21 protein-coding genes are annotated in these 21811 nt (G+C 65.6%); 8 read left to right on the top strand and 13 right to left on the bottom strand.

Annotated features, from left to right (window positions below; translation table 11 throughout):
* Positions 1-404 precede the first annotated feature (404 nt).
* Positions 405-926, top strand: coding sequence for a hypothetical protein (locus ACRAWC_RS01700; RefSeq protein WP_431346199.1), 522 nt, complete (start codon positions 405-407; stop codon positions 924-926).
* A gap of 359 nt (positions 927-1285) precedes the next feature.
* Here the strand turns inward: ACRAWC_RS01700 and ACRAWC_RS01695 are convergent, their stop codons facing one another.
* The 4 genes from ACRAWC_RS01695 to ACRAWC_RS01680 form a co-directional block, all read right to left on the bottom strand.
* Positions 1286-2725: a DNA polymerase gene (locus tag ACRAWC_RS01695; RefSeq protein WP_431346198.1), complete on the bottom strand. Its 1440-nt coding sequence runs from the start codon at positions 2723-2725 to the stop codon at positions 1286-1288.
* Between the two features lie 161 nt (positions 2726-2886).
* A complete protein-coding gene (locus ACRAWC_RS01690) occupies positions 2887-5634 on the bottom strand; it encodes a hypothetical protein (RefSeq protein ID WP_431346197.1) in 2748 nt (915 codons plus the stop codon).
* A gap of 336 nt (positions 5635-5970) precedes the next feature.
* Positions 5971-6996, bottom strand: coding sequence for a hypothetical protein (locus tag ACRAWC_RS01685; RefSeq protein ID WP_431346196.1), 1026 nt, complete (start codon positions 6994-6996; stop codon positions 5971-5973).
* Positions 6996-7280 carry a hypothetical protein gene (locus ACRAWC_RS01680; RefSeq protein ID WP_431346195.1) on the bottom strand — a complete coding sequence of 95 codons (285 nt, stop codon included), beginning with the start codon at positions 7278-7280 and terminating at the stop codon, positions 6996-6998. Before ACRAWC_RS01680 ends, ACRAWC_RS01685 begins: the two co-directional genes overlap by 1 nt.
* 143 nt (positions 7281-7423) lie before the next feature.
* Between ACRAWC_RS01680 and ACRAWC_RS01675 the strand changes: the two genes are divergently transcribed.
* A complete protein-coding gene (locus ACRAWC_RS01675) occupies positions 7424-8194 on the top strand; it encodes a hypothetical protein (protein WP_431346194.1) in 771 nt (256 codons plus the stop codon).
* Between the two features lie 87 nt (positions 8195-8281).
* On the opposite strand, the gene ACRAWC_RS01670 is transcribed toward ACRAWC_RS01675, so the two are convergent.
* A complete protein-coding gene (locus ACRAWC_RS01670; RefSeq protein ID WP_431346193.1) occupies positions 8282-8920 on the bottom strand; it encodes a hypothetical protein in 639 nt (212 codons plus the stop codon).
* 92 nt (positions 8921-9012) lie between these two features.
* Entirely contained in the window at positions 9013-9387 is a 375-nt protein-coding gene (locus tag ACRAWC_RS01665; protein ID WP_431346192.1) for a hypothetical protein, read from the bottom strand.
* A 165-nt stretch (positions 9388-9552) separates the two neighbouring features.
* Between ACRAWC_RS01665 and ACRAWC_RS01660 the strand changes: the two genes are divergently transcribed.
* Complete coding sequence (locus ACRAWC_RS01660; protein ID WP_431346191.1) at positions 9553-10311, top strand: hypothetical protein; 759 nt, start codon at positions 9553-9555, stop codon at positions 10309-10311.
* Positions 10308-10991: an RES family NAD+ phosphorylase gene (locus ACRAWC_RS01655; protein WP_431346190.1), complete on the top strand. Its 684-nt coding sequence runs from the start codon at positions 10308-10310 to the stop codon at positions 10989-10991. Before ACRAWC_RS01660 ends, ACRAWC_RS01655 begins: the two co-directional genes overlap by 4 nt.
* A 107-nt stretch (positions 10992-11098) precedes the next feature.
* Here the strand turns inward: ACRAWC_RS01655 and ACRAWC_RS01650 are convergent, their stop codons facing one another.
* Both ACRAWC_RS01650 and ACRAWC_RS01645 read right to left on the bottom strand, forming a co-directional pair.
* Positions 11099-11545 (bottom strand): hypothetical protein, encoded by a 447-nt coding sequence (locus ACRAWC_RS01650; RefSeq protein WP_431346189.1) that lies wholly within the window; start codon positions 11543-11545, stop codon positions 11099-11101.
* Positions 11542-12087 (bottom strand): hypothetical protein, encoded by a 546-nt coding sequence (locus ACRAWC_RS01645; RefSeq protein WP_431346188.1) that lies wholly within the window; start codon positions 12085-12087, stop codon positions 11542-11544. The genes ACRAWC_RS01650 and ACRAWC_RS01645 overlap by 4 nt, the downstream gene beginning before the upstream one ends.
* Here ACRAWC_RS01645 and ACRAWC_RS01640 point away from each other — a divergent pair.
* From ACRAWC_RS01640 to ACRAWC_RS01625, 4 genes are all read left to right on the top strand, one after another.
* Positions 12086-13672, top strand: a complete 1587-nt coding sequence (locus tag ACRAWC_RS01640) for a hypothetical protein (protein ID WP_431346187.1) — start codon at positions 12086-12088, stop codon at positions 13670-13672. The genes ACRAWC_RS01645 and ACRAWC_RS01640 overlap by 2 nt on opposite strands.
* 611 nt (positions 13673-14283) lie before the next feature.
* Positions 14284-15000: a hypothetical protein gene (locus ACRAWC_RS01635; RefSeq protein ID WP_431346186.1), complete on the top strand. Its 717-nt coding sequence runs from the start codon at positions 14284-14286 to the stop codon at positions 14998-15000.
* A 127-nt stretch (positions 15001-15127) separates the two neighbouring features.
* Positions 15128-15574: a hypothetical protein gene (locus tag ACRAWC_RS01630; RefSeq protein ID WP_431346185.1), complete on the top strand. Its 447-nt coding sequence runs from the start codon at positions 15128-15130 to the stop codon at positions 15572-15574.
* A gap of 70 nt (positions 15575-15644) precedes the next feature.
* Positions 15645-16412, top strand: a complete 768-nt coding sequence (locus ACRAWC_RS01625; RefSeq protein WP_431346184.1) for a GIY-YIG nuclease family protein — start codon at positions 15645-15647, stop codon at positions 16410-16412.
* A gap of 18 nt (positions 16413-16430) precedes the next feature.
* Here the strand turns inward: ACRAWC_RS01625 and ACRAWC_RS01620 are convergent, their stop codons facing one another.
* From ACRAWC_RS01620 to ACRAWC_RS01600, 5 genes are all read right to left on the bottom strand, one after another.
* Positions 16431-17366, bottom strand: coding sequence for a DUF559 domain-containing protein (locus ACRAWC_RS01620; RefSeq protein WP_431346183.1), 936 nt, complete (start codon positions 17364-17366; stop codon positions 16431-16433).
* Positions 17367-17952: 586 nt separating this feature from the next.
* Positions 17953-18387, bottom strand: coding sequence for a hypothetical protein (locus ACRAWC_RS01615; protein ID WP_431346182.1), 435 nt, complete (start codon positions 18385-18387; stop codon positions 17953-17955).
* A 114-nt stretch (positions 18388-18501) separates the two neighbouring features.
* On the bottom strand, positions 18502-19296 hold the full coding sequence (locus tag ACRAWC_RS01610; RefSeq protein ID WP_431346181.1) for a hypothetical protein: 795 nt from the start codon (positions 19294-19296) through the stop codon (positions 18502-18504).
* Positions 19297-19357: 61 nt separating this feature from the next.
* Entirely contained in the window at positions 19358-19768 is a 411-nt protein-coding gene (locus ACRAWC_RS01605; RefSeq protein WP_431346180.1) for a hypothetical protein, read from the bottom strand.
* 1209 nt (positions 19769-20977) lie between these two features.
* A complete protein-coding gene (locus tag ACRAWC_RS01600) occupies positions 20978-21808 on the bottom strand; it encodes a nuclease-related domain-containing protein (RefSeq protein WP_431346179.1) in 831 nt (276 codons plus the stop codon).
* Positions 21809-21811 lie beyond the last annotated feature (3 nt).

Here is a 21811-nt window from a genome sequence, read left to right as displayed (position 1 = left end):
AAAAGCCCCGCCTCTGTCGGGAGCCAGGGCGGGGCTTTCAGCGGCTGGGAGATTCCCGTCTCCGGGCCGCGCTGCTCGATCGGGAACAGCAAGTTCGGGATGGTGGTGGCTGGCGGCGCATCCGATCCTGCGCCGCCAGCTTGGAGAGGAGAGCGAACCACCGCTCGACGCCCCGGGAAAACCACCAAGCTGACCGGGGCGTCGCAGCTTATGTATGCGGCGGATGGATTCGAGGTGCCGGCGGCCGGTTGGATAGGACCTGAAAGGCGCCGGCCGACAGCGGTGCGACAGTGTCTCGAACAGCGTCGCAGCCGACATGTATGCGGCGGACACCCACGGGCGGGAAACACGAAACCGCCGGCCCGAGTGATCAGCGGGTGGACGTATTCCAATAACGTGTGCTCATGACACCGACGCCGGTCCCCATCGAGATCGTCAACTCGACCACCACTGACTGGGTCGGACCGCTCATCGCTTCGTTGGGTGCACTGGTAGGTGCGCTCGTCGGAGGCCTGATCGCGTCATTCTCGGTCCGCGCCAGTGACCGTCGACGGCAGCAAGCGGAGGATCTCCGCCAGTGGGACAGCCTAGTTCTCGCACAACTCGCGAGAGTGAGGAAGTCTCTGGACCCATTCTGGGATGCCCGATATATCGGTGACGATGACGGACGGCGATTCGGGCTCTTGTCTGCAAGTCTGTCCCGGTCGGTCATGGAGATTCGAGACGCGGAGGAAAGGTTCAGCATCATCGCCCCGAAGTGCGCGACAATCACAGGTCACATCGGAGACCAACTCAGATTGGCTATTGAGCTTGCCGACAGGAACAAGGCCCCTACGGCACAGCTCGCTGAAGACGTGGTCCGCCTGAACACGGAACTCTCCGCCGAGGTGCGCCGTCAACTCCGGATCCCGGATACAACGCCGTAACTCCCACCTCGGCGTTCAAAACTACGCCTCTCGCTGGCGGACGCTGCCGCCACCCTCGATCCCGCACGGGGCGGACCCGAAACGGGCGGGAACACAGAACCGCCGGCCCGAGTGATCAGCGGGCCGGCGGTTCGGTGGCGTTGGGGCGCCGGAGGGAGATACGAGACGCGGATCGGGCTGACGGAACCCGAGCAGCGGCTTGTACTAGGAGCAGACGCGGCGAGAGACGGCTTCTCTCCGGACAACGAAGAAGGACCCGCCGGTAAGGGGAAGCGCTCCCTCAACCGGCGGGCCCACCGCGGGTACAAGCGCGGTTCGTGTGGCGGCGCGCACATCTAAGTCATATGCGACAAAACCGCCTAGACCTTCTTCCAGCTCCTCCCGAGTATCGCCGAGTCACCCGTCATCTGTACGCCGAGGAACTCGGAGGACATCTCTTGCACGAGCACGCTCTGGGCAAGGTCGGCGAACCGGGCGGGAACTTCCACGACGAGTTCGTCATGGATGGGGAGGAACGCGGATTCGACCTGCAGCTTGCTGAGGACTGCCTCCATCTTTTGGTAGAAAACATCCGCGGCCTGGCCCTGGACCGCGGCGTTGAGCATGGCGTGACGGCCTTTCGGAGTCGGCATCGGCCGTCCGTTGGTGTACCGCATGACGCGTCCCGCGCGCAGGTCCGTCAGCAGCCGCGCCTGGTAGGCCGCCAGCTTCGGATACGCAGCCCACAGCTGCTCCCTCCGCTGACGAGCCTCGCTCAGGCTCACGCCGAGCTTCGAGGCGAGCGTCTCATCCTGGGCGCCATACATCGTCTGCAGGAAGACGTTCTTCGCCAGTTCTCGGTACGCCTTGATCACGACGCCGTCTTTGAACGCGGACTCTCCCCAGATCTTGCGGGCCAGCGAGGCGTAGACCCCGTCCGGCGAGTAGATGTCGGCGAGCAGCGACTCGTCTCCGGAGAGCGCGGCCGCGACCCGCGGTTCCGCGTTCGACAGGTCGAGCGCGACCAGGACGTTTCCTTCGTCAGCGACGAGGAGGTGGCGCAAGTTGCGTGGAATGTTCTGCAACGCAATGCGGGAGCTCGACGCGCGCCCGGTGCGGGCTCCGCGGATCATCAGGGTGGAGTAAACCCTGCCGCCGCCGCGCTCGGCTGCTCGCTTGATCTCCAAGATCTTGCTGAGCCGCCAGCTAGCCGAGTAAGCATCCCTGAACGGTTGCCAGGCGAGCTTTGCCCGCTCCGGGAGATCCGCGACGACGACCGCGTCGATCGCGTCGTGGCTCAGGGAGGACAGCGCGATGCCCATCTCCGCGAGCTGGGCGAGGACCTCGGCCTTGCGGCTGTCGCTGCGCGCACTCGCGAGGTCGATGCCGAGCGTCTTCGTGAATTCGTCGGCGGTTGCCCGTGCAGCAGCGAGCTCATCCTCGAGGACGGACATGTCGACACGCCACCCCTTCATCTGCCGCGGGCGCCACATCTGCTCCCACCGCACCGCATCGGTGGCTGCCTTACCGGCCACTCCTGCTGTCGCTTGGAGCTCCGTCACCAGCATGGCGGTCTTCGTGGCCGCGTCAGCGGCCGAGTCGGCCTTGAACCCGAGGGTGTTCGACCCTTCGGCCTGACGCAGCGTACGCGCCTGCGGTGACACCATGTTTGGTCGGAGCGTGTACAGAGCGGTGGTGGCGTCCCGCAGCCAGGAGAGGTCCTGGACGCGCAGGCTCCATTTGCGAGCAATCCGAATCGCGACGCTGCCGGCGAGTTCGCACCACGGACGCTGTCCGGAAGCAGCGATGGCATCCAGCACGGACCGCACGAGGTCACTGTCTGTGGTGCGTACCGTCCAGCTGTCGTCAGTAGCCTCCCCGATCGCGAGGTCAGCGCCCGCCCAGGCGAGGCCGAGGATCCGCTTCCCCGAGTTCAGCCAGGCGGTGAACTCGGGAAGCGACTCGGTCGTCACCCGGGCGGTCATCGTGCGTCCTTGAGGGTGTGTACCGGGAAGCCCTCCGGGTTCGGGATCAGACGGTTGTCTGGTCCGTAGCACTCGAGGTAGTACTTCGTCGGGTTGGTGTCACCCTTGGGCTTCTTCTGCTGCAGCAGCTTGTAGGTGTTGCCCTCGTAAGGAATCGAGGTGCCGACGATCTTGCGAGTCTTCGCGGCGAACGTCTTCCCCGCTCCGGGGTCGTTCGCCCGCCACGGCCGGAGGTCATCCGGCACCTCAGGGTGGCGGATGCCATGCTGAGCGCGGTGAGCGGAGACGCATTCCGTGAGACGAGCGAGCGTCTTGGCGAGGACCGGCTTGGTGCCCGCCTCGTTCCAGAGGTGGCAGAGAATCTCTCCCCAGGCGCTGCCGTTCTCGTCGGAGGCGTTCAGCTCATCCACCCAGCCGTCGAAGATCAGGTCCGCGACGGAGCCTTCGCCCTCTGGGCTCGGGATGTGGGTCAGCGAACCGAGGATGATCTGGGCCCAGTTGTGGTTGAGCTTGACGTCCGGGATCACGCGGGTGGGTGCGTTCTGCAGCCCATACAGCAGGATCGTATGCGCGGCTGCCAGCAGCTTCGGGCGGTTCTCTACCACCCACTCGAGCAGGTTCGGGTGCCGACGAGTGCTGTTGTCGACAGCCAGAGGACCCGCCCCGGGGTAGTCCAGCCGGATCGTCATGAAGCGACGGTTCAGGTCAGAGCCGGTGGTGACGTTGTTACCGCACGCGGTGACGATGATGCCCTTGCGCTTGACAGTGTCGTTGCCGCCGAGGATGCGCATTCCGATGCCACCGTCGACCTCGGGGATCATGGCCTGGATCACCTTCGAACGCATGGTGCTGCCCATCGCCACTTCGTCATCGTGGAGGAACGTTCCACCCTCCACCATCAGGCTGACGATGGCGTTCTTAGTTTCCTGGTCGGTCCGCTCGTCGAAGCTGAAAGTCTGCGCGACCGTGGTGCCCTGAGCGATCAGCCGGCCGAGCATCGCGAGGAAGGACTTGCCGGAGCCGCGGGTGGTCGCGTTGAAGAGGAACCCGATGCTCCCGTTGAGGAGGTTCCGTCCACATGCCGTGAGGATGTATGCCATCGCTCGTGCGCCGTCTCGCGCCTCCACGAACGGGAAGTCGGAGAGCACCTCGGTGTAGAGGTACTGGTACGCGTCGATCGCCTGTCGAAGAGTCGGGCGTCCGGGCACCTCATACTGCTCGCGCCAGTAGTTGACCTGCCGGGACGGGATCGCGAGGTATGCCTTCGCGCTCGGGTTGTAGCCCGGCTCGATGACGACCTCACCGTGGCCTCGGCGGTGGGAGACGACCATCGGCTGGCGGGCGATCCACTCGACAGGAGACAGCTGGCCGTCCTCCTTGAGGTTACGGATGATGGCGTCGACGAGCTCGTCGGGGCCGCCGTGCAGGTAGGAAGCGACGTACTCCTTGCCGGTGTCCTTGTCTTCCTTCACGATCGCGTACTGCGCGTACGCGGTCATCGCGGTCTTGAAGGTAGTCCGCTCGTTGAACCGGATGACGTTGCCGGACGGTGTGATGCCGATGATCGCCTCGACCTCAGTGTCGCCAGGGGTCCGCTTCGCGAACAGCAGAGGCTGCTTAGGGTTGGTCTTTGACTTGGCCTTGCGCGCGGCGTTGGTGTACTGGCGGATGACCTCTTCGGTCGGCTGATTCTTGTTGATGATCGCCTTTTCACCGCGGGCGGAGAACACGACGGTTTCGGCCTGGAAGTGCCCGTTGTCCGAGAGCCACTGCGCGGCATCCTCGGAGGATTGCAGGACGCTCCCGCCTTGCTCGGATCCGACGAGGAGGTCGAATGGGGTGTGCAGCGTGCGGAGGTAGAAGTCGGCCTCTCCGTGCTCGTTCAGCTGGGCTTCGTCGCACACCGCGAGCACGCACGTGCTTCGGGTCAGCCGGCCGAATTCGCTGCCGCGCTTGAAGCTGAGGGAGTGGTCGTCGCTTCCGGTAGCCTCCCAGCCGTTCTCCTCGAGGAGGGTCTGCACGCCTTCGACCGTGGCTGCCCGGTTGTAGCTGTCGCGGATCATGTTGACGCCGGTGTCGTGCTTGCGCACGTCGTAGGGGAAGTTCTGCGGCGAGGTCTTGGTGTCGGAGAGCTCGTCGAGGACGACGCCGAGGCCGAACAGCTCGTTTTCGTTCAGCACGCGCGGCGACCCCATGTTGTCCATATTCACGAAGCCGGTAGTGGGGGCGACCGGCTGGTGGCCGGTGAAGTCGAGGGTGACGATGGCGCGCCCATTGTTCAGGGCGATGTCCGCGGGAAGGAGTCCCATGACGGTCTCGAACTCTTCATCGGTGTCTGCCTGGACGGCGAGGACGTGGACCTGGCGCTTGTCAGGGGCCGTCTCGACCCATCCACCGGCGATGCGGCCTACCAGCTTGTTGCAGGAGAGCCGTGCGGCGGTGTCCTCGTACGCGATCGCGTCGGCGCTTTCTGGTGCTGGGGTGGTGAGCGCGATGAGGTAGTGCGGCTGGCTCTCGGGTCCGAATGGGAACTTCCCGTCCGTTCCGAGAACGACACTGATCTCGCTTTCGGGCGTGATTCCGAAGCCTTTGGCCTCACCATCCACGAGAACCGTCAGGCCGCTGGCCTGCAGGGTGCTGAGCGCGGTCATGATCCGCTGCAGTGCGAATGCGGAGTTCTGCTGCTTTTGCAGGTGCTCGAAGCGTTCGAGCTCTTGGGTGTAGTCGAGGGTGATGTCCGTCATCGTGCGCTTCCTTACGGTGATCAGACGGTTCACGAGCCCCGGCACTCACCGAGAGTGGCTGGGTTGTACGCGCTCGTTGACGTCTTCATGAACGACAAATGCGGCGGAAAATCACGGGCTTGGGACGGATGCCGTCCGTCCCTCCTGTAATAGGAACAAGATCAACAAGATCTGTTGTGAGGTCCTATAGGGGGTGAGGAAGGTTATCGATGTTCAACCCCCTCCTGGAGGGCACAAACCTTATTGTTCATATTGTTGCTATTGCCGTTGCCGCCTGGGGCTTTGCGGGTTCGGGCTCTTGCAGACGTTCTACAAGAGCCCGAACCGGCCGACGTGTTAGCTGAGCATCACAGCCTCCATCTGCCGGCGCCGCTTCTGCAGCAGGTTCTGGTCGCTGACGAGGCCGCGGCGCAGTTCCTTGAGGTCGACGATCTGTCCGGTGAACCGCGTGCGCTCGGGTCCGTCGGGGGTGCGGCGGCTGCGCTGTTCGAGCTTGGTGATGGCGGTGTCGCACCGGTCGATCCAGGTGGTCTGCTGCCGTTCGAGGAGGCGCAGGACGACCCTGTCGGCGGTGTCGCGGCGGTCGAGCCATTCCAGCTCGGTGAGTCCGCGCTGCGTCGCCTGCACCTGATCGAGCTTCTTTGCGGCGGCTCGGACTTCGCTCGTGCGGCGGGTGATGGTGTCCCGGAGGTCGTCGGTGTCGGCGAAGGGACGGGACGCGCTGTCGACGCTGGAGCGGACGGTGGCGGCGAACGCGCCACGCTCCGCGTGGATCGCCTGCACCTGGTGCTGGCCTAGTCCGGTGACGTCGAGCTCGTCGAGGGGTGCGCTGACCGGCGGGTCCAGACGGTAGGTCAGCGAGACGCGGTTCTCTCGGTCGAGGGGCACGGTAAGCAGACCGTCGTCGCAGGCCAGGTCCGCGGAAGTGAGGCCGAGGACGGTGCCGTTGGCGAGCTTGACCTTGGTGATGTCCCCGTCTTGGTTGTGGACGAAGTCGGTGATGGACGTGGTCTGGTCCAGCACCGCCTGGTACTTGGCGTCTTCGGGCTGTGGGTTGGTCACTTCGACCAGGGTGAGGCGTGGGGTGGCGCCGCCCTTGTTGGTGATGAGGTCGAGGAACTTGTCCCGTCCGGTGATGACCTTTGTTGGCGCCGGCGTGGGCAGCCCTGTGGTCTGGTTGATCGGCGCGCCTTTGAGGATTCCGTCGACCGCGCCCTTCAGCACTTTGTTCCGAGGTTCGAGGGCGACCGCGCGGCTGCGGTCGCGGCTGCGGTCGCGGGGACGTCGCAGAGCGTGGTTGGCGGGCTTGTTGCCGCAGTTCGGACAGCGGCGGCCGGTGTCAGTGGTGGCACTCCGGCACATCAGCGCGCCGCCTTGTTGGTCTCGTCGATGTCGATCACGTCGACGAGTTCGTGTCGGCGGGCGGCGATCGCCTTGATGGTGTCGATGACGAGGGCGCGGGTGCGCTCTTCGGCGGGGACGTCTTTCAGGCGGGCGGCGATGAGGGCTTTCCAGCCGGATCCGTTGTCGGTGACCCAGCCGTCTTCGAGAACAGCGAGGCTGTGGGCATAGGGAACGTCTTCTTCGCGGGTGTGACCGACGCGGACGATCGAGAAGACGGCGGGCTCTTTGGTGTGGGCGGGCACGAGGCTCCTTCGGTAGAGGGTGAGCGGTTCTGCTGCTTCAGAGGCGGCGGATTGGCGCGCCTGGACGGGCTTGCCTCCAGCTATGCCTCGACCACCCGCTCCAGCAGGGGGACCGACGCTTTGCCGCCGCATATCTCCCGTGTATGAGCGAGACGAAGAAGGCGGCAGTCACCCTCGGTGGCCGCGATTTCCGCACCCACGACCACGCGATCGGGTATGCACAGTCGGAACTGTTCCGGCCGAGCCTGCGTGATGGACATGCGCTGGACCGGTGGGATTTGAAGCTCGCTCAGGAGATCTGGGCGATCGCCAACCCAGGGACGGACAACCCGGTTCCGTCTCGGTTCTTCATCACCCGCCGTGGGAGCGGTCCGTTCCCGTTCGAGCTCAACTACATCGACCACCGCGGCATCCAGCGGGGCCTGTCGATTGCACGCACGTTGAAAAGGCCGTTCTTCGTCGAACGGAACCCGCACCTGGTGTTGCGCCGCGCAGTGCAGGGCCAGCTGGATCGGTTCCGGGACTCATTCCTCGCCGAGATGCCGGAAGGCACCGTGTGCCCGGTCTCAGGCCGCAAGCTGCACTCCCACAACGTTGCCGTGGACCACTCCCCGATCCAGATGGGGACCTTGCGCGTCGCCTGGGCGGCGTACTACGGCGGCGTCAACGCGCTGCAGCTGAAGAAGACCGACGAGGGCTACCGGCTCGCGTCGGTTCAGCAGGAGCGTGACTGGCAGGAGTATCACGCGAAGACCGCAACCCTGCGCCTGATTCACGTCGACGCGTACCGCGACGTCCGTGCGGAGCAGGCTCAGGCCCGCGTCTCCGCGGGCGGGGAGTACCCGCCGATGCCGCTCCCGTCGTCACAACGCGGCTTCGGCCTCTTCGACAGGCTGGACGACATGACGTTCTGAGCTTCCCGAGAATAGGCGAACCGGCCCGGTGGGATGGGGATCCTGGCCCGGGCCGCTTCGTCGTACCTGTCGTGTGTGCTGCTCGTGTCAGCGCATACCGTTCAGACGCTTGCTCGCGATGACTCGGGACGCGTAAAACTGGCGTCGCCGGGACCGCCAGTCGCTGTACCCGTCGCTGAGCGCTTCGTGAGTGAGCTTCTTCTCCACCGCGATCCGCCGGTCCACAGCTGCGCCGTACGCAGCTTGCAGAACTGGGTCTGCGCCGTCTTCGCCCGGCATGTGCCCGGTGGCGAACATCCGCGAGAGAAGCTCTTCCTCCTCCCCAACCGCCTTCGAGTACTCCATCTCGAGCGGCAGATACACGGCCTCGCGAGCTTCCATCCGTGCCATCGCCCGGCGAATGCCCTCCGCGCCCGTCACCTGGAATGGGAGCGCCTGCTGGTCGGCTGCCGCAAGCTGCGCGCGCTCGGCCCAGTAGTCGAGCGGCGTCATCCCGAGTGGGAATCGAACCCGGCCGTCTTCCCCGATGGCCGGCGTGACCAGCGGCGCCGGTTGCAACGAGCTCCGCATCCCCTGTGGGCGCACCGCGCCTCCGCCTAGCTCGCGTTTGAGCTGGTCGCTGCGCTGCCGTTGCTGCTGCCGGCGCTGTTCGGTTCCGGCGTCGCGGGCCGCGATCGCCTCGCGGGCGACCTGGTTCGCTTCGGCGCGGAACACGGCAGCGCTCACCCCGGCGAAGTAGTCTCGGATCCGGGTCCAGCGTTTCGGGCCGCGCCCGCCGCGGGAGGGGATGAGGGCGAAGTCCGGGTTGCTACGCCGGGTCACGCGGCGGCCTCGTCGAAGACGCCGCCCTGGCGGATGTAGTCGTCCGCGGCACTCCGCACGGAGTGGTCGGCGTACGCGGTCAGCAGCGCCCGCCAGACGTGATCGGGCGCATCATGGAGCGCCCAGTCATGCCGAGCGGCGAGAACGATCGCACCGAGAGCGCCGAGCGGTTCGGTCGCACTGGCGATCACTTCGAACCCTGTGAGCAGGAGGACTGGGAGCTGCTCGTCGGCGATGGTTTGCGCGTCGGCTGCGAGCGGGCCGGTGAACACGCCGTCCTCCCAGACGGTGGGGGCGGTTGACTGGTCGGCGGGTGTGTAGACGGTGACCGCGGTGACGTCGTCGTCGCGGTCGAGGTTGGGCTGGGACATGGGTGAACCTCCGAAGGTGTTGGGCGGCGTGGGGGTTCCCACGCTCAACGCTGCAGAGGCGGCGGATCCGGCGGGTTGGACGCTTCGCGTTCTGCGCCAGTATTGACGCTGGCCCGGGTTAGGCGCGTATCGTGGCACCGTTATCGGTCGGAGGCGGGAGGGGCTGTGAAGGACACATCCGGGTTCGGCCTGCGAAAGGCTAGCTCTGCGGCTGACGGCGAGAAGGACCACCGCATAGCGCCCAGGGACAGCCTCCTCCACAACTTCGTGGCGGACTTCGATGTCACGCTGCTCGGCCGCCGCATCAATGAGGTGCTCTTCGAGACCGACATTGACGCTGGGCGAGCGTACAAACCCGGCCGTCTACGGATCATCGACATCGCCGGTAAGGAAGTCGACCTGGAGGTGTCTCTTGCGGAGAGCACCTTCATCATGGCGGTCATCGACCGTGTCGTGCGGGGTCGGCAGGTGCCGATCCTAGAAGAGACTTCCGCGGATCCGGAGGCGTTGGCGGAGATGGCAATCGCCGCGCTCCCCAACAAGAGTCCGTGGGATCGCGAGCTCGGGCCGTTCTTCGATACTGAGGCCCTCGCCCGGTGGAAAGACGTGACCGTTGAGAAGCTCCTCGAGCTGCGCGAGGAGAACCGCGTGATCGCGCTGAGGACAACGGACGCCGATGGGACCGTGCTCTACCCACGGTTCCAGTTCGACGGCCGCGGCCGACTACTCCCACACCTGCCGGAGATCTGGCCAATACTCACCAAGGCGTACTCACCGTGGACGGCGGCGGCCTGGTTGAACACGCCCGATCCGGACTGGGGCGAGCGCACCGCCGCGCACGTGCTTCGCTACGGTACGGAGGACCATGTCGCGTTGGTTCTGCGGGATGCGACCCAAGACGCAGCCGGGATGACCGCCCGATGACCACCACCCCGCCGGCCCCTCGGTCAGAGACCGTCCAGGACACACCGTCCGCGGGGCTGGACCTGACGGGGTTCCCTACCGCCACGTTGGAGGACGGGACAGCACTGTTTCGAGCTCACACCGTCGGCTATGGACCTTGGTACTTCGACAACACAGCAGGCGACGAGGGCGGCCGGTTCAACCTGACCGGGCCCAAGGGAACCTGCTACGTGGCGGACACTCCGGAGGCGGCCCTGCGGGAACGGTTCGGTAAGAAGCTCTCGCGGAACCGATGGATCGACACGGACTCCGTCGGCCGGACTGTGGTGTCGCTGCTCACCGTCGGCAGGACCAGGGAGACAGCGCTGATCAGCACCCCGGACGCTGCCGCGTACGAGATCACAACAGAGCTCGCCGGCGCGGTCAGCTACGACATCAGCCAGGCGTGGGCGGCCCGGTTCGACGCTGAACCGTTTGACGGGATCTACTACACCGCCCGGTTCTCTGCTGGTGGACCAGCGAACGCATGGGCGGTGTTCGGCCCGACCGGCGAGCACACGGAGGGTGAGGATCCGGTGACGGTGCCGGCGGCCGGGGTCTGCCGCGGCGTCGGCATTGAGGTCCGCGACCCTGCGGCGCATCCGGCGGACCTGACGGTCATTCGTCCGATGCCGCTGGTCAACCCTGTCCCCGACCCGTAACGGTCAGCTGGCGCCCCGGGTTCCGGCGACGGCGTCGAAGTGGTCGTCGAGGCGGCCAAGCAGGACAGGGTCGATGTCGTACACGTTCGGTGCGCTCACTCCCCCGCTCACAGGTCGATGTGCCCGCGGAACTTGACCATGAGCCGTTCGGCCAGGTTGAGGGAGGCGAACGCGGCCCGGAAGTGGTCGGCGTCAGAGAGATGCTCGGCGAGCTCATCGAGTTGCACGCTGGTCAGCTGACCTCCGGTGGGGACGGTGAGGATCGGTGTGAAGGTGTGCGCGCACCATGCGACAAACCCCGCCGTCTCCTCAGACACTCCACTGGTGATCCAGGCGAACTCGCGGGGCCGGCGGCGCTGATCGCGAACGATCGCAGCCGCGTCGGTCCCCGGCACGAACAGGGCCCGATCGAACATGCCGGCGCTGGCGCCGGTCAGACTGACCAGCTCGGACTGATACGCGGAGACCAGCCGGCGCAGCGGTTCACCCTCGGTGAGGTGTTCGAGCCCGGCGCTCAAGTACACGGTGGACGCGGGGCGAATGTCCCGGGTCATGCGAGGTCCGCGGTGTGGGCTGGCGCAGACGACGAGTCGACATCGATCCGTTCGAGAAACTCTGTGGGCATGCCGCCGCTAAGGGCGTCGAGCAGGTCGGAGTACGTGTTGGGCAGGAAACCGAACTCCGGGTGGGTGCTGATCAGCTCCAGGCGGGTCCCGGCGGGGATCTGCTCGTGCAGGGTGGCGCGCTCCTCGGCAGGGACGCTGTCCAGCCACGCGGCAACCTCTGCCGGATTCTCCCGCAGGTCGTCCAGGACCAGCTGCTCCCAACTCCGGTGACCCCACGGCGTCAGGAACCGGTCAACGTGCAGGCCCGTGATCTCCGCGAACTGGACTCCCGCCTCCAGCGTCTCAATCAGCAGAACGACGTCCAGGTTCTCGTGCCGATCGGCAGTCCAGTTCAAAGCCCGGATCAGGCCCGGGGAGTACGCAGCAGGCAGCGTCGCCAGCAGGTACCGGCGCTGCCCGAAGAACGGGTCCGGGCTGGGGACGGCGAGCGTCCCGAATGGTGCGATGTACAGAGTGGCCTTCTGAGTCATGATGGTGGTCTCCAAGTCGCGAGGGTTCGGTCTCTCCGTCCCTGCTCACGATGTGGTCGGCGCGCAGGACTTCCTGCCGCGCCCGCCCGCCCGCGCTCACCTGTCGGGTGTTGCACGCAAACTTGAATCCATGAGTTCTGGCCAGTTCGCGAATTGGGAGGATGCTCGGCGCGTCCAGTTTTCGGAGTTCGAGGCGTGCGTCCGCAAGTACGATCCGATGTCGGTTCTGATTGCGATGGCGCGCGTCTCCGCGTCGATGCCCGAGGCCGAGGGGTTCCAGGCGACGTGGGCGAACGTTGCTCCCTGGACGGTCTCAGCGATCGCCCGGCAGGCGATATTGTCGTCGGGCCGCTTCGGCACCCGACGTCCGCTCGATGACGCAGGATTCAGGCGGCTACTGAACTTGTTCCGTGGGGTCGACGTCACACCACATACCGGTTTCGAGTTCCACCAGTTCTTGGTGGGTGCAGCACACGAGCAGTTCTCGTACAGCGTCTCCGTGAAAGAGGAAGTCGCTCGCACTTTGGCGGTGCTGCTCGATACCCCTGCCGCTCGCCCGGATTCCCTGAGCGAGAGTGATCTCAGCAACCTGGTTGGAGCGCCGATCCGGGACCTGGCGTCGTCAACGTTCGTGCTGTGGGCGAGTGCGCGGGCGAACCACGGAATTGTGCAGCGAGAAACGATGAGAACACTGGCGCGGGAAGCGCCCGGGAATGTGCCCGCGGCAGAATCCCTGCTGGCAACTCTCGATCGGCTCACTGCGACGCTGGACGAAGCGCGGGCCGACGGGCTCGCTGCGCCCCAGTTCAAGGGCGGCCTGCGAAAGTATGCGTACAATCCGCTCACACGCACCCCGTTCATCCGCGTCGACGAGGAGACCGTAGTCGCGCCCCAGACCGCCTTCGTCCTCGGCTCCTGTTCGCTGGAAGCCGTCTACTACCTGGGCCAGCGAGCGAAGATTCCGAACTTCGGGTCAGACCTCGGACTGAGAGTCGAAGCGTACACAGGCCGCCAGCTCCGTCACACCGGCCAATTGGACGTCCACCCAGAGATCAGCTGGAGCGACAAGAAATCGATCGACTGGTTCGTCGTCACCCCGGCAGCGACCATCCTCGTGGAGTGCAAGTCCGCCCACTCGACCTTGGAGATCCGGGCGGGATCACCCACGACCGCCGAAGACACTACTGCGAAGCTCGGCCCTGCCATCCAGCAGATCAACCGGACCGTGTCACAGATCCGCAACCACAACCCGAAATTCGCGCACATCCCAGCCGACCGCCCATTCGTCGGCGTGATCGTCACGGCGGAGCCGATCTACGGTGCCAACGACCAGGAAGTCCGCGAGCTCATGCCGGAGCCAGTTGCCCCCACGATCACGATCGCCCTGCGAGAGCTCGAGAGCATCTCGACGTTGGATCCGGACTCGCTTGGAAACGCGCTGCTTCGGATCGCGTCGGATGCCACCCTTTCGACGTACGAACCGTTCAGCGCTCTCAAATCGGTGCTCGGCGACTACCGGATCGACCGCCCGAACGCATTGGTCGACGAAGCGTTCAAGCGCCACATCATGCCCGCCGCTAACTGAATCACCAGGCAACCGAGCCGACAACCAACCGTACGAGGGCTCCACTCGCCGGCGCTCCCTCCGCCCTCGCCTTCGGCCCGTCTCCGTCCCGCTATCCGCAGCGAGGTCTATGCGGTGCTGCCGTGACGTTCCCGCCCGCCATCGCATCGGTGGCGGAACGGAGCTGGTGCCGGTCCGCTGCCCGGATCGTGGACGAGCCGTCCGCGTGCGGTCCCCGTGCCCGCCCCGGGTTCGCCCCACCACCGTGGCGGAGCCCCGACCCGCCGGCGGACCGAGTGGCGGTCGGTGAGGCTTGACGGGCCGCCGACGACCGCAGGGAGGCGGGGTGGAGCGGGCGCTCGGGAAACGGAGAGAGCCCCGCCGAAGCGGGGCTCTCGCTTGATCAAGTCCAAGGACTCGAGCCCTCAGTTTGGTGGAGCTTGGCGACAGGCGACTCGAGCCCTTCTGCATCCCGAAGGAGGATGTGTGCATCGTATCGTTGCGGCCCTCCGGCACCACGTCAGCGACACGCCAGCGCCGGACCGCTCCGGGCTGGCGACGATCCGTTGCGGCATGATCGTGGCCCGGACGGGGGCTACTTGACGGGGCCGCCCTACCCATAGCCTCAGAGGATGCGTTTTCGTGGGGTGTTTTCCCTTGCCGGTGTTGTCGCGGTCGTGGTTGCTCTCGCCGGCTGCTCTGCCACGCCGGATGGCGCACCGAAGCCGACGGCGTCCGTTGCAGCCGCGCCGAATGTCACCGCGTTGATGAAGGCGGATAAGGCGCCCGTGTCCGCGAAGGGCGAGTACACCAGCGCCATAGCCGCGCTGACGCGCGCCTGCACCGAGGGGTCCGCCATCACCTTCAGCGTCGACGCGGACGCGTCGAACAGCAGCGAGACCCGGTTGCAGATCATGCAGCAGGTCGAGCATGCCGTGGCCGGAAAGACGAAGCAAGACTGCACCACCGACGCTCTAGACGCGGCGGCGGGAACCCCGATCACGGGGCCCACCCCGACCGGGACTAGCTACCTACTCGGCGATGCCGCCACCGCATCCACACCAGTCCCGGACTGTTCTCTCGCCGTCGCGAACTGGACCGGCGCGACCGGACACACCGTCGTAATGGTGCTCGGCGTGCAAGGCCCGACCACCGTCACCGTGCTGGTTACCCTCAAGAGCGGCGCAACCCAGACGTTCTCCGGCTCAATCGGCGCCGGCCAAGACGCGCACGACTTCCAGCTCACGCAAACGCCGGCAGACCAGATCACCTCCGTGAAGATCACCGCGACAACAAACGATTTCGGTGTTGGCGGGTCATGCATGGCCACAGGCGGGCCAAACGCGTGAGATCTGCGCGGGAATCGATACGCAAGGGTCCGTCCACCCCCACCCCTCGCTGCGACAGCGACCACGGCCTGTGGACACACAAACTGGGGTCTGGCTGAGGGGCCGGGTCGTTGGAACCATTCGCCTCATGGGTTTGATCGTCATCGCGCTGGCCGAGCTCGGCGTTTGGGTGCTGAAGTTGATCCGCCCGATCCTGCCCTACCTCCTGATTCTCGGGCTGATCTTCTGGGTTGTTTCCTCGGCGATCAAGTACTGGTGGATCACCGCCTGCGTAGTTGGGGGGATCGTGCTGCTCGTCCTCCTCTACCACCTGGCGACGCGTAAGAGCCGTAAGAGGGCCAGAGAAGCACAACGTCGTCGAGCCGCTGAACGAGCAGTTCGCACGGCAGGTGTGCTCTCAGAGGATCAGCGTCTGAAAGAGGCGGCCAAGCAGCGTGCGGCTTTCGAGGCCCGCAAGCGCCAAGAGCAAGCCGAAGCGTGGGCACAGTATGAAGCGGCAACAACCGAGGTAGAGAAGGCGGAGGCGCGTGACCGGTTCACTCGCGCGGCACTCTCCGAGCCACCTCTTGCGTGACTCGGACGAATGACAGTGACTTGAGGCAAACGCTCCGGCGAGGCTCCGATCGGCAAAGAGGGGAATTGGATTGGACTGGACGGTGCCGCCCGCGCGCGGGAGATTGAGGAACCGGGATGACGTTCTGCCAGCTGAGCCAGCGGTTGTAGACCACTTCGGTGAGCGCGTCCGACGCGGGAAGTACGGTTACCGCCTCAGCCGCGAAACCTACGCGATCGTCAACAAGAAGCCCTCCGTCTACATCCCGCGCGATGCGGTGAGTCCGCAGACGTGGGAGGAATTGTCCTGGATGTTCGAGGACGAGGATCACCGCGTCCTTTCCAATGATTTCTGTGACCGCAATCGGGCCCAAGCGCTCGAGAACTTCGACCTGAACATGTCGTTCTTCTCCCAGATCCCCGCTGAGTACTTCGAGAATGCGGTGTCCACGATGCTGGAACGCAACCGCAATCTCAGACCAGTTTCTGACTTGCGGAAGTGGGACGGAGCCATAGGCCTCTACGTCATGGTGCTCGACGATTACCGTCAGTGCTACATCGGCCAGACGATGGACGTTCGCCGGCGGATCAAGTCCCATTGGGCGGGCACGAAGCAGTTCGATCGGCTCCTCTGGGGTGCCGTTCACGAGTCGGTGATCTCGATCGACGCGTTTCGCGCCCTGGACACCACACGCATCTTCGCAGCACGGACGGTCAATGCCGACGAACTCGAGACCCGCATCGTGAACAAGTTCCCGGCCGACCTCCTCCTTAACCGAATCAACGGCGGGCTGATGACCGGCTTCAGGGCGATGGTGATCGAAGGTGAGATGAAGCGGCGCCAGCTCGTTACGGAGTAGCGGCTGACCCGGCCCTCTTCACTCCGACGGCGTTTCGAGTTCGTCCCGCACAAGCAGTACCTTCTGGTACGGCCCGGCGTACCCGGTCATGAGTGTGACGTCGGCGACCCGCCAGCCGAACTCTCGCGCACCCGGGTGTAGCGCCAGAAGCCTCTCCTCGCCGGCGAGTAGCCCGTCGTCGTCGAAGAGGTCGGTCCCCGTGGCGTTGGTGGTCATCACCCATGCCTCGCCTCCCGGGTTGAACTTGTTCTTGACGAAGGTGATGGGTGCGTACTTGCCGACCCAAAGGTCGTCGCCCCACGGGAATCGCGAAATGGGCTGGAAGGAGGTCATCTCGGCGAGGACTGGCTCGATCGCTGCGCGCCACTTTGCCCGTGGGATGCCGTGGAGGGCGAGGTCGCAAATGTAGTCGACGTCGCTGTGCTCGCCGTGGCCGCCGAGGTACCTCCCTTCCGCCATGATCACCATGCGATGTCCGTCATAGCTGCAGTAGTAGGCGGCATCCCAATACTTGTGCGCGGCGATCGCACCCAATGGGCTTGGCGCTGTCTTGCGGGTGACGACCTTTTTCGTGACTCCGCGGACGGTGCCGGGTCGGACTGCTACAGCGTCGTGCAGCGACTCGATGAGCGCTGCGATCGCTGCTGCTGTCGGCGAGCTGGACTCGCTGGCCACGTCGTACGGGCCGAGTGGTTCGAGTGCACCGAGGCGGAGGCGGACGACCGTCCACCCGACGGCGGCGAGCAGGGCGTCGCGGCGCCGGTCGTTGTCCGCGTTGGGGTGCGTGCGATCGGTGTCCACCTCGATGCATACCTTGGTTCCTGAAAGGAGGATGTCCGGCGTCAGCACCGGGTAGTTCTTTCCAACCGGGTCGTACTCGCATTGAATTGCCGACCGGCCTTTGTGGACTTTGAACCCTGCCTCTACCAGCTTCTGACGGACCTGCAACTCCATCGCGGACACCTCGAGGTGACGGCTCATCACCACTGCGCCCGGCGCATAGAGCGGTGCGGTGCGACCGGAGAGATAGAAGCGCGGGCGGCTTTGCATGGTCAGATCCTGGAGTGTACGGCTGACATTCGTGATTGTCGGCAGGTGAGGACTATGCCGACGGCTCCGTAGGGGGCTCAGGCACGCCTGCTTCTGTCGGTACGGTGTAGCGGGCTGTCGCTTGCTCCATCAACGTCGGCTCTCTATCGTCCGTCGCAGGCGCATCGGCCTCCTCGACGGGCGGGTGCAGGTAGAGAGGCGTTTCGCTTCGGGAGTTAGCGATGGCGGTGCGGGCCCCCTCGAGAGTCATGACTCCGTGCCGCGCGATGAAGTAGAGCGACTGGTGGTAGTAGCTGCGCAGTTCGGCTTCCGACATCGGCCCATGCATGAGCAGCAGATTCTGCGCTCGGTGCATCGCGATCTCGTGCTCCGACGGCGACGGCTGCTCCCGTTGGTTCTTGTGTCGACCTCTCATCCCGCCACGATACGAAAGAGCGAACAAGACCCGCAGGCCCCAGTGGTGGGGCTGCCGACACCTCCGGCTCGTCACTCAGGCGCGTTTGCCCAGGCTAGGCAATCCGCCGGATACGGTGTGGACGCCACGTGTTGCGTAGATCTTGCGGTCGAGCTTGCCGCCTCGCATCTGTTCGGACACGTAACGCCGGAACCTCTGCTCTGCGGCCACGGCCAAGGCGCGCTCGCGCTCCTTCGCGGCACGCTCCAGTGCCTGGCGTTGCTCTCGCTCTGTCCGCAGGCGGCTCCGCTCTTCAGCGCGTTCAGCCCTAAGCCGGCTGCGCTCGTCGCGCTCTTTCTGACGGCGGATGCGGTCACGCTCGGCTTCTTGGCGTCGTTTGATGTGGGCTTCGGGATCGCCTGAGCCGCCGCACCGCGCACCTGATCCGTTTGTGTGGATCGACATCTCACCGTTGCGCATGACGGTGTGGGGCTCGTTACAGGTCGGGCAGATCTGAAACTCGAGCGACAATGCTGGGCTCCTTCTTGGGGTGAGGTCAGGCTAGACCTGTCCACTGTCATCTAACGAACTTCGAAACCTTTATGTAGCCTCGGACCGTCGTCCTCGCTGAGCGCCGGCCACGAACTACATCACTGGCCGGTGCCCTGCGCATCTGCACGGTGGTCGTTCGCACTCCGGATGGGGTACTGGTCGGGTCTCCAAGTATTCGCCGGCTGTCATACGGAGTGGCCCTGATTGGCAGGGCACGCAGGTGCAGCCGGAGATGAGAAATTCCGTGTCTGGGTCGTAGTGACGGACGATGCCGTCGCAGTAGATGTCGTCGGCGCGTGCGCTGGTTTCCAGCCACGGTTCTCCGTTTTGGGCCTGGAAGTTAGCGAGATCGAATAGGATTTCCCGCTCCTTCGGCCAGCTCCCCGACGCACGCTCGCGGCGCAACGCGATCTCGACGGCGCGCACGTACAGGTCGCCAAGGCGCGCTGTCGGGTCTTGCCGCTCCACCGCCAGCCAGGTCTGCTCATCGATCCCGAATCGGCCGACGCGGTGAATGACCTGTTCGCGCTCGGCGCCGGCCGCTGTCCGAAGCGCCCCATGATCGCGCACGAGCGTTACTCCGCACTCACCGCAGACCGCGGCCCACGACGTAAGCACGCTCCCGCACGCCGGGCACGACAATGGCAGCGGAGCGCTCTCGGCTCGCCGACGTGCTGCCTCCACATCCGGGTCCGAGCCGAATGCCAGGTACCGGATCAGGAGGGCGAGTTCCCGGGCGTACTCGTGTCGGTCGTGCAGGATCCTTGCCGCGCGGAGGGTGTAGAACGGTGCGATCCCGCCGCCGTTGCTGCGACTCGATTCGATGGCTGCCTCGTTGCATTCCATGAGCAACTCGAGCGCCTCATCCGTCCGGCCGCCCTTGAGCATGGCCCTGATCTCTGGCGCCCAGCGGAAGTACGGGACGCCGCGAACCTCCGGGATTATCACGTCATTTCGCCGACTTCAGCGACCAGAACGCGAGCGGCTTCCCACCGTTAGATGCGGGGTCATCGAACTGCAAGATGTAGCTGGCGTTCCGAGACATCTCGTAGATCGCCAGGCCGGTCTTCGACTCGCCAGGGGCGAGTTCACCGTTGCGGAGGGGGTCTCCGAACGGAGTGTAATCGGCAGTCATGTCGGCGCCCCAACCATCACCGTTTGTGGGACCACTGACGAAGTTCGCCAACGTGCCGTACTGGACGAGAATCGCGTCATCGTTGAAAGCGAACGGTTTCGAGCTCGTGTTCTTGAGAGTCAATGAAACGACAGCGAGTTCCGTTAGCGAGTCGCCGTTCGGCTCCGGCGCGTACTTGACACTGTTGAGCGTGACTGTGGCGGTCGAATGATTCGACTCTGTCACCTTCTTCGGAGAGCCTGTGTGCGCGAACGCCGCCGGCGTGTGCGCCGGCTTTGGTTTGTGCGTCGCCTTCTTCTTTCCCGCGGGAGACGGCTTGTGCGAGTGCTTAGAGCTACCCTTCCCGTTAGACGGTGCGGGTGAATGAGTCGGAGACGCGGCAGCGGCTGGTCCTGCGCCCCCACGATGACCAGGCTCGCCGCCAACACGACCCCACCGATCATCTTCGAAACCGCGGCGAGAGAAATGGCTGCAGAAAGCGATCGATGCACACCCCGACGCTATGGCGAGTAGGAGCCGGACGGTAGCCACACGTTCGTGGGGTGCTTACCCGTGGGCCCGTCATGATCAAGCGAAACCATCGACCTCGCGATGCGCCCGACATCTCCACCGATACGGTGACGCCCCTCAACGGTGCAGACCGCCGACACACCGCACCCGGACCGGCTGGCACGTCTCGGGGCGCCCGCGAGACGGTAGACGAAACGAGGCCGGCTCGCTGCCGGCCCGTCATTTGTTCCGTCACCGGGCGCCCGCGGCGCCCGCCCCGCCCCCGGAGGCATCCCGCTGTCGGACCGCCACCGTGGCCGGGGCTGCGCTCCGGACCGGAACGCCACCGCCCCGCACCCGAACCGCCCCCGGCACCGCACCGCCCCGCACCGCCGACGGCGCGGAACCGGAACGCCCCCACCCGCAACGACGACGAAACGCTGGGCAGGCCGGGACCGTCACGGCAGCGGGCCGGGCGGAGCGACGAAGGAGCGGAGCCCGGCGGGGCCGGGCAGGCGAGGGCCCGTGGTGACAGGCGAAGTCAGGCCCGGCGACCAGAACCGGGTGCGCCAGCGTTAAGAGCCCTCACGCTTGACGACTCCACCCGCGTCACATCCAGAGGCAGGAAAGGGTCGCTGCTGGGCCTGCGCTTCAGCGATGGCGTTACGACGTCGCCGCCCTCCGGCACTCCCCCGAAACGCCCTGATCCCCCGCAGACGGTGATCCGGTCGGCAAGCATGTGCGAGTAGATGACACCCTGACGGCGGCTCACGCGGACGGTCTGCTCACAGACGGGGCAGACCGCCTCATGGGAAACGGCGTCCTTGCGGCTCTCGCTACTCATGGGGAAACGGTAGTCCGATGGTCAGGGGCGGAGCCAGAGGGTGGGTGGCCCCAGCTCAGGGGCGGCCCCTTCTTCGAAGCCGAAGGTCGGCTGCCTGGCGGTCAGCTGTACGGAGGGAACGCAGTGGCGAGCACCCGGAGGGTGCGGTTGATCGTGTCGGCGTCGAGGTTGCCGGGCCGGGACACGTATTCGGCGGCTTTGCGGGGCCAGAGCACGGTGATCGAGTCCACCGTGAATGGGCGCTGGAGGAGACCCCAGGTCGAATCTACGAAGCAGAGCATGCCGTAGACCGGGATCTCTTGGAGGCCGGCAGCGTCAAGAGCTGTCCGTACCCTCGTGACTTGCTTCTCCACGCCTGGCACGAGCTTGGTGCGGTCTCGACCGTTGACGATCAGTTTCTCGACGCGTGGGCGGAGGAAGCCGCCTTCGATCCGCTGCGCTACCTGGCCGTCGTATCGCTTGGCGTCGAGGACGAACACTCCCTGGGCGGTGGTGACGAGGTGGTCGATGTTGGCGGTCGTTTTGGGGATTCGGCGGTCGTGGAGCGGCCGCACTGTGTCGGTCGCGACGCTGTCGAGCCACGCGCCCAACTTCATTTCGCCGTCCGCACCCCGCCCCCACGCTCGCGTGCTTTGCGGGTCTTCGGTGATCGCGAGGAGGAACCCGCCGATCTTCGGGTGGTTGGCGCGGACCCGTTCTTGGCGGGCGTTGTGGAGTTTCTGGTGCTGACGCGCGGCGGACGCACCGGCTTGACCGCTGGTGATGGGCTCGTCCGCGGGATCGGTGTCGCAGGTGACGCAGCGCACCGTCTTGGTCGAGCGGTCGTAGACGGCGACCGTCCCGGCCGCGATGTCCGCACCGCATACCGTGCAGCGGCCGGCGTAGCGCAGCCGCATCACCTTGGTCGGCGTGGGCTCCGCTTCTGTCGTCACTAC

This window comes from Leifsonia sp. L25 (genome assembly GCF_050632895.1).
The sequence above is the reverse complement of the archived record's forward strand: the minus strand, read 5'-3'. Positions and strand labels throughout refer to the sequence as shown.